This is a genomic window from Pseudomonas putida (assembly GCF_003228315.1).
GTDB lineage: Bacteria > Pseudomonadota > Gammaproteobacteria > Pseudomonadales > Pseudomonadaceae > Aquipseudomonas > Aquipseudomonas putida_S.
This window is the reverse complement of record NZ_CP029693.1, coordinates 3135593-3153211: the sequence shown is the minus strand read 5'-3', so window position 1 is coordinate 3153211 and position 17619 is coordinate 3135593. Positions and strand designations below refer to the sequence as shown.

General features: G+C 60.3%; 16 protein-coding genes. 10 read left to right on the top strand and 6 right to left on the bottom strand.

Going from position 1 to position 17619, the window contains the following annotated elements:
- Positions 1–40: 40 nt before the first annotated feature.
- On the bottom strand, positions 41–697 hold the full coding sequence (locus DKY63_RS14645) for an alpha/beta hydrolase (protein ID WP_110964758.1): 657 nt from the start codon (positions 695–697) through the stop codon (positions 41–43).
- Between the two features lie 468 nt (positions 698–1165).
- Here DKY63_RS14645 and DKY63_RS14640 point away from each other — a divergent pair, with 468 nt between their 5' ends.
- The 9 genes from DKY63_RS14640 to DKY63_RS14595 all read left to right on the top strand — a co-directional run bounded on the left by DKY63_RS14640 (position 1166) and on the right by DKY63_RS14595 (position 9511).
- Positions 1166–2197, top strand: coding sequence for an amino acid ABC transporter substrate-binding protein (locus DKY63_RS14640; protein WP_110964757.1), 1032 nt, complete (start codon positions 1166–1168; stop codon positions 2195–2197).
- A 65-nt stretch (positions 2198–2262) separates the two neighbouring features.
- Positions 2263–3444, top strand: coding sequence for an amino acid ABC transporter permease (locus DKY63_RS14635; protein WP_110964756.1), 1182 nt, complete (start codon positions 2263–2265; stop codon positions 3442–3444).
- A 10-nt stretch (positions 3445–3454) separates the two neighbouring features.
- A complete protein-coding gene (locus DKY63_RS14630; RefSeq protein ID WP_110964755.1) occupies positions 3455–4552 on the top strand; it encodes an amino acid ABC transporter permease in 1098 nt (365 codons plus the stop codon).
- A gap of 28 nt (positions 4553–4580) precedes the next feature.
- Entirely contained in the window at positions 4581–5345 is a 765-nt protein-coding gene (locus DKY63_RS14625) for an amino acid ABC transporter ATP-binding protein (RefSeq protein WP_110964754.1), read from the top strand.
- Positions 5346–5596: 251 nt separating this feature from the next.
- Positions 5597–6256 (top strand): FadR/GntR family transcriptional regulator, encoded by a 660-nt coding sequence (locus tag DKY63_RS14615; protein ID WP_110964752.1) that lies wholly within the window; start codon positions 5597–5599, stop codon positions 6254–6256.
- Positions 6246–7553 carry a CynX/NimT family MFS transporter gene (locus DKY63_RS14610; RefSeq protein ID WP_110964751.1) on the top strand — a complete coding sequence of 436 codons (1308 nt, stop codon included), beginning with the start codon at positions 6246–6248 and terminating at the stop codon, positions 7551–7553. The genes DKY63_RS14615 and DKY63_RS14610 overlap by 11 nt, the downstream gene beginning before the upstream one ends.
- Positions 7554–7665: 112 nt before the next feature.
- Complete coding sequence (locus tag DKY63_RS14605) at positions 7666–8136, top strand: nuclear transport factor 2 family protein (RefSeq protein WP_110964750.1); 471 nt, start codon at positions 7666–7668, stop codon at positions 8134–8136.
- A 39-nt stretch (positions 8137–8175) separates the two neighbouring features.
- Positions 8176–8487, top strand: coding sequence for a GIY-YIG nuclease family protein (locus DKY63_RS14600; protein ID WP_110964749.1), 312 nt, complete (start codon positions 8176–8178; stop codon positions 8485–8487).
- 88 nt (positions 8488–8575) lie between these two features.
- On the top strand, positions 8576–9511 hold the full coding sequence (locus DKY63_RS14595) for a glutathione S-transferase family protein (protein ID WP_110964748.1): 936 nt from the start codon (positions 8576–8578) through the stop codon (positions 9509–9511).
- 102 nt (positions 9512–9613) lie between these two features.
- On the opposite strand, the gene DKY63_RS14590 is transcribed toward DKY63_RS14595, so the two are convergent.
- Together DKY63_RS14590 and yejK are read right to left on the bottom strand one after the other, a co-directional pair.
- Entirely contained in the window at positions 9614–9964 is a 351-nt protein-coding gene (locus DKY63_RS14590; protein ID WP_110964747.1) for a glutaredoxin family protein, read from the bottom strand.
- Positions 9964–10968, bottom strand: coding sequence for a nucleoid-associated protein YejK (gene yejK, locus DKY63_RS14585; protein ID WP_110964746.1), 1005 nt, complete (start codon positions 10966–10968; stop codon positions 9964–9966). Before yejK ends, DKY63_RS14590 begins: the two co-directional genes overlap by 1 nt.
- 396 nt (positions 10969–11364) lie before the next feature.
- Between yejK and DKY63_RS14580 the strand changes: the two genes are divergently transcribed.
- Positions 11365–11646: an HU family DNA-binding protein gene (locus tag DKY63_RS14580; RefSeq protein WP_110964745.1), complete on the top strand. Its 282-nt coding sequence runs from the start codon at positions 11365–11367 to the stop codon at positions 11644–11646.
- Positions 11647–11818: 172 nt separating this feature from the next.
- On the opposite strand, the gene rlmF is transcribed toward DKY63_RS14580, so the two are convergent.
- The 3 genes from rlmF to DKY63_RS14565 all read right to left on the bottom strand — a co-directional run bounded on the left by rlmF (position 11819) and on the right by DKY63_RS14565 (position 17465).
- Positions 11819–12844 (bottom strand): 23S rRNA (adenine(1618)-N(6))-methyltransferase RlmF, encoded by a 1026-nt coding sequence (gene rlmF, locus DKY63_RS14575; protein WP_110964744.1) that lies wholly within the window; start codon positions 12842–12844, stop codon positions 11819–11821.
- Between the two features lie 216 nt (positions 12845–13060).
- Complete coding sequence (locus DKY63_RS14570; protein ID WP_110964743.1) at positions 13061–15907, bottom strand: valine--tRNA ligase; 2847 nt, start codon at positions 15905–15907, stop codon at positions 13061–13063.
- A gap of 241 nt (positions 15908–16148) precedes the next feature.
- The gene (locus tag DKY63_RS14565; protein WP_110964742.1) at positions 16149–17465 is read right to left on the bottom strand and encodes an MFS transporter; all 1317 of its coding nucleotides are present in this window, start codon (positions 17463–17465) and stop codon (positions 16149–16151) included.
- Positions 17466–17619 lie beyond the last annotated feature (154 nt).

Genomic DNA, 17619 nt, shown 5'->3' with positions numbered 1-17619 from the left:
TCAAAGGGCGCTTTTAAACAGGAAAATGCCGGTAAAACGTTTAACGCAAACGTTCAGCAAGCCAGATTCCGATGTCGCGAATTTCCTCGGGTAACACTTCGTGGGCCATTGGGTACTCCTGCCATGTCACGGTGACACCATGTTGCTTGAGGTACTCGTAAGCGGTCCGTCCCATCGAGTTTTGCACCACGTCATCGTACTGGCCGTGCAACGACAGCACCGGAATACGCTGTTGGCTGGCGGACAGTTCAAGGTCATCACTGAAGGTCGGTGCGTAGGTCGACAGGGCAAGTACGCCACCCAATGGACCCTGCCATTTCAAAAACGCGGTGTGTAGAACCACAGCACCACCTTGGGAAAAGCCCGCAAGGAAAATCCTCGAGGCGTCTATTCCGCTGGCTCGCTGTTGCTCGATCAGTTCGATGATGCGGTCGGCGGAGGCTTCCAGCTGATCGCGGTCGATCGCCCGCGCCGGACTCATGGCCAATATGTCGTACCAGCTCGGCATCTCGTAGCCGCCGTTGATGGTCACGGCGCGGGTCGGTGCCTGGGGCAGTACGAAGCGGGTGGTGGTCAGGCTTTCCTGCAGGGCTTCGGCCACCGGCAGGAAGTCATAGCGATCGGCGCCCAGGCCGTGCAGCCAGATGACGCAGGCGTCTTCTGCCTTGGCGGGGTGAAGAATCAAGGGCTCGGTCATGTCTGCTCCAATTGTGTGCGTGCGCTCTCATTGAGTGCGGGCCTTGAGTGCGCGTCTGGTTGATCAGTTACGAAGATGTCGCAAGGTTACAAGTTTTGCTATTGACCTGTCGCTTTCTCGCGCAAACGGTCGGTGTGGTACGGGCCTTGCTATAGGGGAGCTGGTACGACGATCCCACATCTGGCGGTAACACTATCAGGCCATTCGTGGCGGTGGGATAGCAAGGAATCCGGTGATGGATGTTCGCCAGTGGCCGCTGCGGGCTTCGCGAACGTGAAAGGGCTACAGCCCGTTCGGCCGATTGGTGAGAAGTGAGTTGTCCATTATGTGGATTTTCTCCTACTAGACTCATAGCTACGGTCTCTACGTCGGTTGACCCAACAACAAGCCAACTCGGGTCGACAACGCCTCAAAAGGGTGCGGCAGGACTCACGCTCCGACACAACAAGAGCAAAACTGGAGGTTTGAATGAAGATGTTGAAATCCACCCTGGCCATCGTGACTGCAGCAACAGTTCTCGGTGTCAGCGGGTTCGCTCAGGCGGGTGCAACCCTGGATGCAGTGCAGAAGAAAGGTTTCGTGCAGTGTGGCGTCAGCGATGGTCTGCCAGGCTTCTCGGTTCCGGACTCCACCGGCAAGATCGTGGGTATCGACGCTGACTACTGCCGCGCTGTGGCCGCTGCCGTATTCGGCGATGCGACCAAGGTCAAGTTCAGTCAGTTGAACGCCAAAGAGCGCTTCACCGCGCTGCAGTCGGGCGAAATCGACATCCTGTCGCGCAACACCACCATGACCAGCTCTCGTGACGCCGGCATGGGCCTGAAATTCCCGGGCTTCATCACCTACTACGACGGCATCGGCTTCCTGGCCAACAACAAGCTGGGCGTGAAGAGTGCCAAGGAACTGGATGGCGCAACCATCTGCATCCAGGCCGGTACCACCACCGAACTGAACGTGTCGGACTACTTCCGCGCCAACGGCCTGAAATACACCCCGATCACTTTCGACACCTCCGATGAAAGCGCCAAGTCGCTGGAATCCGGTCGTTGCGACGTGCTGACCTCCGACAAATCCCAGCTGTTCGCCCAGCGCAGCAAGCTGGCCGCGCCGAAGGACTACGTCGTTCTGCCGGAAACCATTTCCAAGGAACCATTGGGCCCGGTCGTGCGTAACGGCGACGACGAGTGGCTGGCCATCGTGCGCTGGGTTGGCTACGCCATGCTCAACGCCGAAGAAGCCGGTGTGACTTCCAAGACTGTCGACGCCGACGCCAAGTCCACCAAGAACCCGGACGTCGCTCGTCTGCTGGGTACCGACGGTGAATACGGCAAAGACCTGAAAGTGAAGAAAGACTGGGTTGTGCAGATCGTCAAGCAGGTCGGCAACTACGGTGAAGTGTTCGAGAAAAACCTCGGCAAGAGCACTCCGCTGGAAATCGACCGCGGCCTGAACGCGCTGTGGAACAACGGCGGCATTCAATACGCACCACCAGTGCGCTGATGGTTCTATCACCCGGCAGGCCAACTGCCGGGTGATGTTCTGTTCCATTATTTCCGGGGCACTTCATGCAAAATTCAATCGGCGCACCAAAGCAGAGGCTCAGCCTCAGCGATCCCAAAGTGCGTGCGTGGCTTTTCCAGATCATCACCATTGTCGCGGTGGTCTCGATGGGCTGGTACCTGTTCGACAACACCCAGACCAACCTTCAGCACCGGGGCATTACCTCCGGTTTCGACTTTCTGGAGCGCAGTGCCGGGTTCGGCATCGCTCAACACCTGATCGACTACACCGAAGCGGACAGCTATGCCCGCGTGTTTGTCATCGGCCTGCTCAACACCTTGCTGGTGAGCTTCATCGGCGTGGTTCTGGCGACCATCCTCGGCTTCATCATCGGCGTGGCCCGCCTGTCGAAGAACTGGATCATCGCCAAACTGGCGACCGTGTATGTGGAGGTTTTCCGTAACATCCCGCCACTGCTGCAGATCCTGTTCTGGTATTTCGCGGTGTTCCTGACCATGCCGGGGCCGCGCAACAGCCACAACTTCGGCGATACCTTCTTCGTCAGCAGCCGCGGCCTGAACATGCCGGCCGCGCTGATGGCCGACGGTTTCTGGCCGTTCGTGGTCAGCATCGTCGTGGCAATCGTCGCCATCGTGCTGATGAGTCGCTGGGCGACCAAGCGCTTCGAGGCAACCGGCGAGCCGTTCCACAAGTTCTGGGTCGGCCTGGCGATGTTCCTGGTGATCCCGGCGCTGTGCGTCCTGATCTTCGGCGCGCCGGTGCACTGGGAAATGCCGGTGCTCAAGGGTTTCAACTTCGTTGGTGGCTGGGTGCTGATCCCGGAATTGTTGGCCCTGACCCTGGCCCTGACCGTGTACACCGCGGCGTTCATCGCCGAGATCGTGCGTTCGGGCATCAAGTCGGTCAGCCACGGCCAGACCGAGGCGGCGCACTCGCTGGGCCTGCGCAACGGTCCGACCCTGCGCAAGGTGATCATCCCGCAAGCCCTGCGCGTGATCATCCCGCCGCTGACCAGCCAATACCTGAACCTGGTGAAAAACTCCTCGCTGGCCGCCGGTATCGGTTATCCGGAAATGGTGTCGCTGTTCGCCGGGACCGTGCTGAACCAGACCGGCCAGGCCATCGAGGTGATTGCGATCACCATGAGCGTGTACCTGGCGATCAGTATCAGCATTTCCCTGCTGATGAACTGGTACAACAAGCGCATTGCGCTGATCGAGCGGTAAGGAAAAGCGCATGAGCACTCATACATTCAAACCCGACATGCCCCCACCGAGCAGCAGCATCGGCGTGGTGGCGTGGATGCGCGCGAACATGTTCTCCAGCTGGCTCAACACCCTGCTGACCCTGTTCGCGTTCTACCTGATCTACCTGGTGGTTCCACCCATCCTTCACTGGGCGATTCTCGACGCCAACTGGGTCGGCACCACCCGCGCCGACTGCACCAAGGAAGGCGCCTGCTGGGTGTTCATCCAGCAGCGTTTCGGCCAGTTCATGTACGGCTACTACCCGCCGGAACTGCGCTGGCGCGTGGACCTGACCGTGTGGCTGGCGGTCCTCGGCGCGGCACCGTTGTTCATCAAGCGCTTCCCGCGCAAAGCGGTGTATGGCCTGAGCTTCCTGGTGATCTACCCGATCATCGCCTGGTGCCTGTTGCACGGCGGCGTGTTCGGCATCACGCAAGTGGCGACCAGCCAGTGGGGCGGCCTGATGCTGACCCTTGTGATCGCCACCGTCGGTATTGCCGGTGCGTTGCCGCTGGGTATCGTCCTGGCGTTGGGTCGTCGTTCGAACATGCCGGCGATTCGCGTGGTCTGCGTGACCTTCATCGAGTTCTGGCGCGGCGTGCCGTTGATCACGGTGCTGTTCATGTCCTCGGTGATGCTGCCGCTGTTCCTGCCCGAAGGCATGAACTTCGACAAACTGCTGCGGGCGCTGATCGGCGTGATCATGTTCCAGTCGGCCTACGTGGCCGAAGTGGTGCGTGGCGGTCTGCAGGCGATTCCAAAAGGTCAGTACGAAGCAGCCGCGGCGATGGGCCTGGGCTACTGGCGCAGCATGGGCCTGGTGATTCTGCCGCAAGCCCTGAAGCTGGTGATCCCCGGCATCGTCAACACGTTCATCGCGCTGTTCAAGGACACTAGCCTTGTGATCATCATCGGCCTGTTCGACCTGCTCAACAGCGTCAAGCAAGCCGCCGCCGATCCGAAATGGCTGGGCATGGCCACTGAAGGCTACGTGTTCGCCGCCCTGGTGTTCTGGATTTTCTGTTTTGGTATGTCCCGCTACTCCATGCATTTGGAACGCAAGCTGGACACAGGCCACAAGCGCTAAGTCGCTACCTAATTTAGGAAGTTTTCCGATGAGCGAAGCAATCAAACAGCCTGTGAACCCTGAAGGCATTATTCAGATGCAGGGCGTGAACAAGTGGTACGGCCAGTTCCACGTGTTGAAAGACATCAACCTCAACGTCAAGCAGGGCGAGCGCATCGTCCTGTGCGGCCCGTCGGGTTCCGGCAAGTCCACCACCATCCGCTGCCTCAACCGCCTGGAAGAGCACCAGCAGGGCCGCATCGTGGTCGATGGCACAGAGCTGACCAACGACCTCAAGCAGATCGAAGCGATCCGCCGTGAAGTCGGCATGGTGTTCCAGCACTTCAACCTGTTCCCGCACCTGACCATCCTGCAGAACTGCACCCTGGCGCCGATGTGGGTGCGCAAGATGCCCAAGCGCAAGGCCGAGGAAATCGCCATGCATTACCTGGAGCGCGTACGCATTCCGGAGCAGGCGCACAAGTACCCGGGGCAACTGTCCGGCGGTCAGCAACAGCGTGTGGCGATTGCCCGCGCACTGTGCATGAAACCGAAAATCATGCTGTTCGATGAGCCGACTTCGGCACTCGATCCGGAGATGGTGAAAGAGGTGCTGGACACCATGATCGGCCTGGCCGAAGACGGCATGACCATGCTCTGCGTCACCCACGAAATGGGCTTTGCGCGCACAGTTGCCAACCGCGTGATCTTCATGGACAAGGGCGAAATCGTCGAACAGGCCGCGCCGAACGACTTCTTCGATAATCCGCAAAATGATCGGACCAAGTTGTTCTTGAGTCAGATCCTGCATTGATCTGAACTCGGCAGTGAAATAAACCCGGACTGTGTTCCGGGTTTATTTTTGCCCGAAAAAGCACACGCCCCCCTGTAGGAGCGAGCATGCTCGCGATGGACTGAAGAACGCCGCTGGGTGTCAGTTGCCCAGAGTTATCGTTAACGACCATCGCGAGCATGCTCGCTCCTACGGGGATGGTTGCCGTCCTGGATCATGTTGACTAACATGTCAGAAAATTCATCCTATGATTGGATGAAAGGGCGAATTCCATGTCAGACATTTCTCCATTAGTGAAACGATCGTTGGTCGATCAGGCCCTGGATCAGTTGCGTCAGCGCATCAATAAAGGTGTATGGGTCGTCGGCCAGCGCCTGCCCACCGAACCCGAGCTGTCCGCCGAACTGGGCATCAGCCGCAACACCGTGCGCGAAGCCATGCGGGTGCTGGCGTTTTCCGGCTTGATCGAAATCCGTCAGGGCGACGGCAGTTACCTGCGGGCGGTGGTCGATCCACTGGATACCCTCAAAGTGTTGTCGCAGTGCTCCCTCGAGCAGGCCCGCGAGACCCGGCACATCCTTGAGGTCGAGGCGATCGGACTCGCTGCCTTGCGCAGAACCGAGGAAGACCTGGTGGCCTTGCGCGAGGCGCTGGGTGTCAGCGGCAGTCACTATCACGGCGATCTCGATACCTACATCGCCTGCGATCTGGTGTTCCACCGCCGCCTGGTGGACGCCGCGCACAACCCGACCCTCAGCGAGTTGTATCGCTATTTCTCCAGTGTCGTCGGCGAGCAACTGCGCCATTGCCTGAACATCACCCCGCGCCGCCAGGAAGTGTTCGACCTGCATATCGAACTGCTCGAAGCCGTCGAGCAACGCGACCCGGAACGGGCCAAAGCCTTGTCGAGGCAGTTGATCAATGAACCTTGAAACCGAGAACGCCATGCCCAGCAGCAACAGCCAAGTCACCGAAGCCAAACGCAAGGCGGAGCTCGAAGAACTGCTGATCGACGCCGAGGCCGACGATGAACAGGTCCAGCAAAGCCATCCGGTCCTGCGGCGGCCATGGCTGTTGCTGCTGGGGTTGATTCTGGTAGCGCTGAACTTGCGGCCGGCGCTGTCGAGCATGGCGCCGATGCTCAGCGAGGTGTCGAAAAGCCTTGGATTATCGGCATCGCAAGCCGGTTTGCTGACGACCCTGCCGGTACTGTGCCTGGGACTGTTTGCCCCATTGGCCCCGGTTCTGGCCCGACGTTTCGGCGCCGAACGGGTGGTGCTGGGCATTCTGCTGACCCTCGCCGGCGGGATCATCCTGCGCAGTTCCTTCGGTGAAATCGGCCTGTTCGCCGGCAGCGTGTTGGCCGGTGCCAGCATTGGTGTGATCGGTGTGTTGCTGCCGGGCATCGTCAAACGCGACTTCGCCAAACAGGCCGGCACCATGACCGGCGTTTACACCATGGCCCTGTGCCTGGGCGCGGCGATGGCGGCGGGCGCGACCGTGCCGCTCAGCGAGCACTTCGACAAAAGCTGGACGTTAGGCCTCGGTTTCTGGGTGATACCTGCGCTCGTCGCGGCGCTGTTCTGGTTGCCGCAGGTTGGCCAGAAGCACGGCACGCACAACGTTGCCTACCGCGTCCGGGGATTGCTGCGCGACCCACTGGCCTGGCAGGTGACCTTGTATATGGGCCTGCAGTCGTCCCTGGCGTACATCGTGTTTGGCTGGTTGCCATCGATCCTCATCGGTCGAGGCCTCACGCCGACCCAGGCTGGCCTCGTGCTGTCGGGTTCGGTGATCGTGCAACTGGCCAGTTCCCTGGCCGCACCCTGGCTGGCCACTCGCGGCAAGGATCAACGCCCGGCGATCGTGATCGTGATGGTGATGACCCTCGGTGGCCTGTTCGGTTGCCTGTATGCGCCGATCGAAGGCTTGTGGGGCTGGGCGATCCTGCTCGGTCTGGGGCAGGGCGCAACCTTTAGCCTGGCGCTGACTCTGATAGTGTTGCGCTCACGGGACTCCCATGTTGCAGCCAACCTGTCGAGCATGGCCCAAGGGTTTGGTTACACCCTGGCGTCCATGGGGCCGTTCGCGGTGGGCATCGTGCATGACTGGACCGGTGGCTGGAACGCGGTGGGCTGGATCTTCGGTGTGATTGGCCTGGGTGCGATCATCGCCGGCCTCGGCGCCGGACGAGCCCTGTACGTTCAGGTGCAAAGCGAAAAAATCTGAATCTCCCGCACTGCTGGCATTCGGCCCACGAATGCCGGTGGTCTTGCGCGCATTTGCAGACTATCGTGCAGGCCATCTTTCGATACCACTGTGCACAACAGGGAGTCTGCCCATGAGTGAAGCTCACAACGCCGTGATCACCCGGTTCTACCAGGCCTTTCAGCGACTCGACGCCGAAGCCATGTCCGCCTGCTACACCGACGATGTGGTGTTCAGCGATCCCGCGTTCGGCGAACTGCGTGGCCGTGATGCCGGCGACATGTGGCGCATGCTGACCACTCGGGCCAAGGATTTTTCCCTGACCTTCGACAATGTGCGCAGCGACGAGCGCACGGGCGGCGCCCATTGGGTGGCGACCTATCTCTTCAGTCAGACCGGCAATGTCGTGGTCAACGACATCCAGGCACGCTTCGTTTTTCGCGACGGCAAGATCTGCGAACACCACGATAGCTTCGATCTGTGGGCTTGGTCGCGTCAGGCCCTGGGTTTCAAGGGCTTGCTGCTCGGCTGGACGCCGCTGGTCCGCAACGCAGTGCGCGCGCAGGCCTTGAAGGGGCTGAAGGCATTTCAGGCCGGTCGCTGATAATATTGCGGTTTGTTTCTTTCAAGCCTTGATCCTCAAGTGACCACCCAAAGCGAAAACCCTGTCGACGTTGAACCCGCGGTGAGCAAACCCTGGTTCGTCTACCTCGTACGCGCGGCCAATGGCTCGCTTTACTGCGGGATCAGCGACGATCCCGTGCGGCGCTTCGCCAAGCACCAAAGCGGCAAAGGCGCGCGCTTCTTTCTCTCCAGCCCCGCCATGGCACTGGTCTACACCGAAGCGTGTCGCGACAAAAGCGAAGCGCTGCGTCAGGAGCGGCTGATCAAAAAACTCAAAAAAAGCGCCAAGGAGTGTCTGGTGGCCAGTGCCGCCGCTGGCTTATCAATCTGACTGATCGGGTCCCATCAGGCAGATTCGTATTCCGTCCATTGATTGCGCGCTAAGCTGGTGATCCCTTCTGAGCGCGGCGGAGCCGAGCATGTCCGAATTGATTCTTCATCATTACCCGACGTCCCTCTTTGCCGAAAAGGCCCGCCTGCTGTTGGGCTTCAAAGGCCTGTCCTGGCGCTCGGTGAAGATCTCGCCGGTGATGCCAAAACCCGACCTGACGGCGCTGACCGGTGGCTACCGCAAGACGCCGGTGTTGCAGATTGGCGCGGATATCTATTGCGATACGGCCTTGATCGCTCGCCGGCTGGAGCGGGAAAAGGCCCTGCCGGCGTTCTTCCCGGAAGGTCAGGAAATGATCGCTGCCAGCTTCGCCGCGTGGGCCGATTCGGTGGTGTTCCAGCACGCAGTCAGCCTGGTGTTTCAGCCGGAATCGATTGCCGCACGTTTTGGCCACTTGCCGCAGGAGGCGATCAAGGCGTTTGTGGCGGATCGCGCCGCGCTGTTCAGTGGCGGCAGCGCTACCAGGTTGAGCGCTGAGCAAGCCAAGCATCAATGGCCCACGATCATGGCGCGGTTGGAGCAACAGCTGCAGCGCGAGGAGGGTGACTACCTGTTTGGTGAACCCTCGATTGCCGATTTCGCCATGGCGCATCCGCTGTGGTTCCTCAAGGCCACACCGGTCACGGCACCCTATGTGGATAGCTATCCGGCGGTGGCGGCCTGGTTGGCTCGGGTGTTGGGTTTCGGTCATGGCGCGTCGAGTGAGATGACCTCGGAAGAGGCGCTGGCGGTTGCACGTGACTCCATACCCGCCGCATTGCCGGATGAGCAGTTTGTCGATCCGAATGGATTCAAGGCTGGCCAGCAGGTGGTGATCGCCGCGACTGACTATGGCGTAGATCCGGTGGCCGGGGAGTTGTTGTTTGCCGGTAGCGAGGAGCTGATCCTGCGCCGCGAAGATCCGCGTGGCGGTGTGGTGCATGTGCACTTTCCGCGTTTCGGTTTCCACATCGAAACCCGGTAACCCTGTAGGAGCAAGGCTTGCCCGCGATGAACGATAACTCGGTGTGCTTGTTACACCGTGTCGTGGCCATCGCGGGCAAGCCTAGCTCCTACAGGGACTGGATTATTTCAGGGCCGCCAGAATCGCATCCGGGTCGTACTTGCGAATCAGCGTTCCGTTCACATCGATGAACGGAATCCCGCCGCCGCCCAGCGCCTGATAGGCCTTGCGTGCCTCGGCGTCTTTCTCGATATCGAATTCCTTGTACGGAATGCCTTTCTGGTCGAGAAAGCGCCGGGTCAGTTTGCAGTAGCCGCACCATTCGGTGCTGTAGAGCACGACTTTGGCCGTGGCCTGCGTCTGCTCGGACACCATTTGCGACGGGTTGAACACCCGCTCGATCTTGCCCCAGTTCTGATAAACCACGACCACGAGCAGGATCAGCAGGAATTTCTTCAGCACATTGCCCAGCATCAGCTGCGACGCTTGAGCTGATCGGTCAGTGACGTTGGCAGGCCTTTGATGATCAGGGTCCCGGCTTCTTCGTCATATTCGATCTTCGAACCCAGCAGGTGCGCTTCGAAGCTGATGGACAAGCCTTCGGCGCGACCGGTGAAGCGGCGGAACTGGTTCAGGGTGCGCTTGTCGGCCGGGATTTCCGGTGACAGGCCGTAGTCCTTGTTGCGAATGTGATCGTAGAAGGCTTTCGGGCGTTCTTCGTCGATCAGCTCCGACAGTTCTTCCAGGCCCATGGGCTCGCCGAGCTTGGCCTGGCTGCTGGCGTAATCCACCAGGGTCTTGGTTTTTTCCCGGGCGGAGTCTTCCGGCAAGTCTTCGCTTTCGACGAAGTCACTGAAGGCCTTGAGCAGGGTGCGGGTTTCGCCGGGGCCATCCACGCCTTCCTGGCAGCCGATAAAGTCGCGGAAATATTCCGAGACCTTCTTGCCGTTCTTGCCCTTGATGAACGAAATGTACTGCTTGGACTGCTTGTTGTTCTGCCACTCGGAAACGTTGATGCGCGCTGCCAGATGCAGTTGGCCCAGGTCCAGGTGACGGGACGGGGTCACGTCCAGTTCGTCGGTCACTGCCACGCCTTCGCTGTGGTGCAGCAGGGCGATGGCCAGGTAGTCGGTCATGCCTTGCTGATAATGCGCGAACAGCACATGGCCACCCACCGAGAGGTTCGACTCTTCCATCAGTTTTTGCAGATGCTCCACCGCCACGCGGCTGAAGGCGGTGAAGTCCTGGCCGCCCTCGAGGTATTCCTTCAGCCAGCCGCTGAAGGGGAAGGCGCCGGACTCCGGATGAAACAGGCCCCAGGCTTTGCCCTGTTTGGCGTTGTAGCTCTCATTGAGGTCGGCAAGCATGTTCTCGATGGCGGCGGACTCGGCCAGCTCAGAATCGCGAGCGTGGAGAACTGCGGGGGTGCCGTCGGGTTTTTTGTCGATCAGGTGGACGATGCAATGACGGATCGGCATGGGCTTCTCGGCTGGTTGAAAGGAGGAGGGCGGGCTCCCCCGAAAAAGCGCTAAGTGTACCGCAACCACTGGTTTTGGCGCGGCACGAAGGGCAATTGCGCGGCGACCGACGGCGCTTATGCTGTTTTTTCCCGATTTAGAGCAATAAAGCTGACCAAACGGGTCGCTGGAAGCGGATATTTCCCCGTCTCTGTGCTAGTTTTGCGCGGTCTTGCGCGAAGTCACTGCGTTAAGCGTGCAGTCAGCAAATGTCAGGTCGAACCAAACCCTGATTTCGGTATCTATAACCCGACTCGTCGCGGTTATCGCCGAGGGTGCCAGATCCAGAAGATCGGGCTCGATGGCTGACACTGCACTCTGCAATCCATATGAAATTTGATAGGGAAGGAACACTACATGGCTCTTACTAAAGACCAACTGATCGCCGACATCGCTGAAGCCATCGACGCGCCAAAAACCACCGCGCGTAACGCTCTGGACCAACTGGGCCAAATCGTTGCCGATCAGCTGGAAAACGGCGGCGAAATCACCCTGCCAGGCATCGGCAAACTGAAAGTGACTGAGCGTCCTGCCCGCACCGGCCGTAACCCTTCGACCGGCGCTGCCATCGAAATCCCTGCCAAGAAAGTGATCAAGCTGGTTGTGGCCAAAGCCCTGACCGACTCTGTGAACAAGTAAGACGCAGAAAAAAAACCGTGCGCCGGAGCGATCCGGGCACGGTTTTTTTGTGTCTGTGATTTACCCGCAATCACCACAGCAAATAACTGTAGGAGCGAGCCTGCTCGCGATGGCGGTATGTCGGTCACTAAAGAAGGTGGCTGATCCACCGCCATCGCGAGCAGGCTCGCTCCTACAGGGATTTTTGCGTCCAGCGCTCGCGCCAAACTTGCTGTTGAGCCGGGGTCTGGAAGGTCCACGCTACGAATCGACTCTGCTTCTGACCTTGTGACATCTCCACCACATGGCTCTCCAGCGCGCCGGCCTTTTTCAGTGCGGTTTGCATCGCCGGCAGGTTCGAGGCTTTCGACACCAGGGTGCTGAACCACAACACCTGTTGCCCCACCTGTGCGCTCTCGCTGATCAATTGCGTGACGAAGCGCACCTCGCCGCCCTCGCACCACAATTCAGCTGCCTGCCCACCGAAATTCAGTACCGGTAGCTTGCGCTTCGGATCGGCCTTGCCCAGCGCGCGCCATTTGCGGCTGCTGCCACGGGTGGCCTCTTCCAGGGATGAATGGAACGGTGGATTGCACATCGTCAGGTCGAACCGTTCATCGCTCTCCAACAGGCCCAGGAGAATCTGCTTGCGGTTGCTTTGCTGGCGAATCTGGATGGCCTTGTTCAGGCCGTTGGCCGCAATGATGGTTTTGGCGGCGGCGATGGCGGTGGCGTCGATGTCGGAGCCGAGGAAATGCCAGCGGTAATCGCTATGGCCGATCAGCGGATACACGCAGTTGGCGCCGGTACCCACGTCCAGCACCTTCACGGCGGCGCCACGGGGGATCACACCATCATTGCCGCTGGCCAGCAGGTCGGCGAGGAAGTGCACGTAGTCGGCACGTCCCGGCACCGGTGGGCACAGGTAGTCGGCGGGAATGTCCCAATGGGCGATACCGTAGAACGCCTTGAGCAGCGCCCGATTGAACACCCGCACCGCCTCGGGGCTGGCGAAGTCGATGCTTTCCTTGCCGTACGGATTGATGATCACGAACTTGCCCAATTCCGGCGTGCTTTTGATCAGCGCGGGAAAGTCGTAGCGACCCTGATGGCGATTGCGCGGGTGCAGGCTGGCCTTTTCCCGAGGCTCCACGGCTTTGGCCTGGGTCTTCGTGTCGGGCTTTTTACGCGCGGGTTTGGGGGTACGAGGGGTGTTCATGGGCGTGGTCGATTCAGGTATGGCAAAAAGTGGCGGGCATTGTCCCACAGACAATGACAGCACGGGGACCTGTAGGAGCAAGGCTTGCCCGCGATGGCGATTTCGAAGGCGTCATCGCGGGCAAGCCTTGCTCCTACAGGGGCTATGGGGTTTGGACAATGGCGGGCATAAAAAAGGGAGACCACATGGGCCTCCCTCTTTCATCACGATTTGCCGTTACAGACTGGCAATCCGCGCATGTTGCTCCGCCAGCTTGCCCAGGGCCTGTTCAGCCTCGGCCAGTTTGGCGCGTTCCTTCTCGATCACTTCAGCGGGTGCCTTATCGACGAAGCCAGCGTTCGACAGCTTGCCGCCAACGCGTTGCACTTCGCCTTGCAGGCGCTGGATTTCCTTGTCCAGGCGCGCCAGTTCCGCACCCTTGTCGATCAGGCCGGCCATTGGCACCAGCACTTCCATCTCGCCGACCAGTGCGGTGGCGGACAGTGGTGCTTCTTCGCCAGCGGCCAACACGGTGATCGATTCCAGGCGTGCCAGTTTCTTCAGCAGTGCTTCGTTTTCGGTCAGGCGACGCTGATCCTCGGCGCTGACGTTCTTCAGGAACAGCGGCAGCGGTTTGCCCGGGCCGATGTTCATTTCGCCACGAATGTTGCGTGTGCCGAGCATCAGGCCCTTGAGCCATTCAATGTCGTCTTCGGCGGCCTGATCGATGCGTGCTTCGTTGGCCACTGGCCAGGGCTGCAGCATGATGGTCTTGCCTTCGATACCGGCCAGCGGCGCGATGCGCTGCCAGATTTCTTCGGTGATGAATGGCATGAACGGGTGCGCCAGGCGCAGGGCCACTTCCAGTACGCGAACCAGCGTGCGACGGGTGCCGCGCTGACGCTCGACCGGCGCGTTCTCGTCCCACAGCACAGGCTTGGAGAGTTCCAGGTACCAGTCGCAATACTGGTTCCAGATGAACTCGTACAAGGCTTGTGCGGCCAGGTCGAAACGGAATTGATCCAGCTGGCGGGTCACTTCGGCTTCGGTGCGTTGCAGCTGGGAAATGATCCAGCGATCAGCCAGCGACAGCTCGTAGGCTTCGCCGTTCTGGCCGCAGTCTTCGCCCTTGTCCAACACGTAGCGCGCAGCGTTCCAGATCTTGTTGCAGAAGTTGCGATAGCCTTCGACGCGGCCCATGTCGAACTTGATGTCGCGACCGGTGGACGCCAGCGAGCAGAAGGTGAAGCGCAGGGCGTCGGTGCCGTAGCTGGCGATACCCTCGGCGAACTCCTCGCGGGTCGCCTTCTCGATCTTCTTCGCCAGTTTCGGCTGCATCAGGCCCGAGGTGCGCTTCTGCACGAGGGTTTCGAGTTCGATACCGTCGATGATGTCCAGCGGGTCCAGGACGTTGCCCTTGGACTTGGACATCTTCTGGCCCTGGCCATCACGCACCAGACCGTGCACGTAAACGGTCTTGAACGGAACCTGCGGGGTGCCGTCCTCGTTCTTGATCAGGTGCATGGTCAGCATGATCATCCGGGCGACCCAGAAGAAAATGATGTCGAAGCCAGTGACCAGCACGTCGGTGGAGTGGAATTTCTTCAGGAACTCGGTCTTTTCCGGCCAGCCCAGGGTGGAGAAGGTCCACAGGCCCGAGCTGAACCAGGTGTCGAGGACGTCGTTGTCCTGTTGCAGCGCAACATCAGGACCGATGTTGTGCTTGGCGCGCACTTCGGCTTCGTCGCGACCGACGTAAACTTTGCCCGACTCGTCGTACCAGGCCGGAATGCGGTGGCCCCACCACAACTGACGGCTGATGCACCAGTCCTGGATGTCACGCATCCACGAGAAGTACATGTTTTCGTACTGCTTGGGCACGAACTGGATGCGGCCGTCTTCAACGGCGGCGATCGCAGGCTCGGCCAGCGGCTTGGTGGAGACGTACCACTGGTCGGTCAGCCACGGCTCGATGATGGTGCCGGAGCGGTCGCCTTTCGGCACTTTCAGGGCGTGATCGTTGACGCTGACCAACAGGCCTGCGGCGTCGAAGGCGGCGACGATCTGCTTGCGCGCTTCGAAACGCTCAAGGCCTGCGTATTCGGCCGGGATCTTGCCGTCGATGCTCTCGTTCAGCGTGCCGTCGAGGTTGAACGCCTGGACCGCAGGCAGAACGTTGGCGTTCTTGTCGAAGATGTTCAGCAGCGGCAGGTTGTGGCGCTTGCCGACTTCGTAGTCGTTGAAATCGTGGGCCGGGGTGATTTTCACGCAGCCGGTGCCGAATTCAGGATCGCAGTAATCGTCGGCGATGATCGGGATGCGGCGGCCGACCAGCGGCAGCTCGACGAATTTGCCGATCAGGGCCTGGTAGCGTTCGTCGTTCGGGTTAACGGCTACGGCGGAGTCGCCGAGCATGGTTTCCGGACGCGTGGTCGCGACGATCAGGTAATCGTTGCCTTCAGCGGTTTTGGCGCCATCGGCCAGCGGGTACTTCAGGTTCCACAGGAAGCCTTTCTCGTCGTGGTTTTCCACTTCGAGGTCGGAAATCGCCGTGTGCAGCTTGGTGTCCCAGTTGACCAGGCGCTTGCCGCGGTAGATCAGACCGTCTTCGTGCAGGCGCACGAAGGCTTCTTTAACGGCTTCGGAAAGACCGTCATCCATGGTGAAGCGCTCGCGGCTCCAGTCCACGGACGAACCGAGGCGGCGGATCTGACGGCTGATGTTGCCGCCGGACTGATCCTTCCACTCCCAGACTTTCTCGAGGAATTTGTCGCGGCCCAGATCATGGCGATTCTGGCCCTGGGCTTCGAGTTGACGCTCCACCAGCATTTGCGTGGCGATACCGGCGTGGTCGGTACCCGGCTGCCACAGGGTATTGCGACCCTGCATGCGGCGGAAACGGATCAGGGCGTCCATGATCGCGTTGTTGAAGCCATGACCCATATGCAGGCTGCCGGTGACGTTCGGCGGCGGGATCATGATGGTGTAGGACTCGCCCGCGCCTTGCGGGGCGAAGTAATTCTCGGACTCCCAGGTGTTGTACCAGGAAGTTTCAATGGCGTGCGGCTGGTAGGTCTTATCCATGCGCGGCGGGACCCTATTGGCATTTATTCAGGAAAAGCCGATGAGTATAGCGGGGATAAAGTGTTACGCGTAGAGCGAGGGGACCAAGGATGGGGGAAAATTCGCGACCGGCTGGAGATGTGTTTTGTTTGTAAGGACGCCTTCGCGGGCAAGCCTTGCTCCCACAGGTTTAAGGTCGACCACATAATTGGGGTTCGAAACCAATCCTGTGGGAGCAAGGCTTGCCCGCGATGGCGTCGGGTCAGGCAACCCGATTCAAATCGTTATGCCGCGTTTCCTTCAGGCACAGCACGGCAATCAAACTCAGCACCGCCGCCGCGGACACATACCCGCCGACATAACTCAAGCCGCCCATCGCCACCAGCTTCTGGGCAAAGAACGGTGCCGCCGAGGCACCGACGATCCCGCCCAGGTTGTAGGCCGCCGATGCGCCGGTATAACGCACGCGAGTCGGGAACAGCTCCGGCAGCAACGCACCCATCGGTGCGAACGTGACGCCCATCAGAAACAGTTCGATGCACAGGAACAGCGCCACACCCCAGGTTGTGCCGTGGGTCAGCAGCGGTTCCATGAGGAATCCGGAAAGGATGGCCAGTACGCCACCGATGATCAGGATCGGTTTGCGCCCGAATCGGTCGCTGGCCCAGGCCGACAGGGGCGTAGCCGCTGCCATGAACAGCACGGCGAAGCACAGCAGGCCGAGGAAGGTTTCGCGGCTGTAGCCGAGCGTCGCCACACCGTAGCTGAGGGAGAACACGGTGGAGATGTAGAACAAGGCGTAACACACCACCATCGCGCCGGCGCCCAGCAATACCGGCAGCCAGTACTGGCTGAACAACTCGACCAGTGGGACCTTCACCCGTTCCTCGCGGGCCACCGCATTGGCGAACACCGGTGTTTCGTGAAGTTTGAGGCGCACGTACAGGCCGACCATCACCAGGGCGGCGCTGAGCAGGAACGGAATGCGCCAGCCCCAGGAACGGAACTGTTCGTCGTTCAGGACCATTGCCAGCGTCAGGAACAGGCCGTTGGCCGCCAGAAAGCCGATGGATGGACCGAGTTGCGGGAACATGCCGAACCAGGCGCGTTTGCCTTTGGGTGCGTTCTCGGTGGCGAGCAATGCCGCACCACCCCATTCGCCGCCCAGTCCAAGTCCCTGGCCGAAGCGCAAAACGCACAGCAGGATGGGCGCCCAGGCGCCGATGCTGTCGTAACCCGGTAGTACGCCGATCAGCGTGGTGCACACGCCCATCAATAGCAGGGAGGCCACCAGGGTCGATTTGCGGCCAATGCGATCACCGAAGTGACCGAACAGCGCCGAACCCAGTGGGCGGGCGAGGAAGGCGATGCCGAAGGTCAGGAAGGCCGACAGCATCTGTGCTGTGCCGGAAGTCTGCGGAAAGAACACCGGGCCGATCACCAGCGCCGCGGCGGTGGCATAGACGTAGAAATCGTAGAACTCGATGGCGGTGCCGATGAAGCTCGCCGTGGCCACGCGGCCGGCGGAGTTTGTCGGTTGCGCAGGTGTGGAATCGCTGTAAGTCGTGCTGGTCGTCATGCGGTTATCCCTGACAGTCATGTGCTCCTGTGGAGCGAATTATTATGGTCGAACACCCAGGGATGTGGGCTTGCAGCGGGGTGCGGGTAGCACGGTGCAGAAGGGGCTTGGGTAAGCGGAGCGATTATAGGAAGGGAGCTAACGAATCAACAAG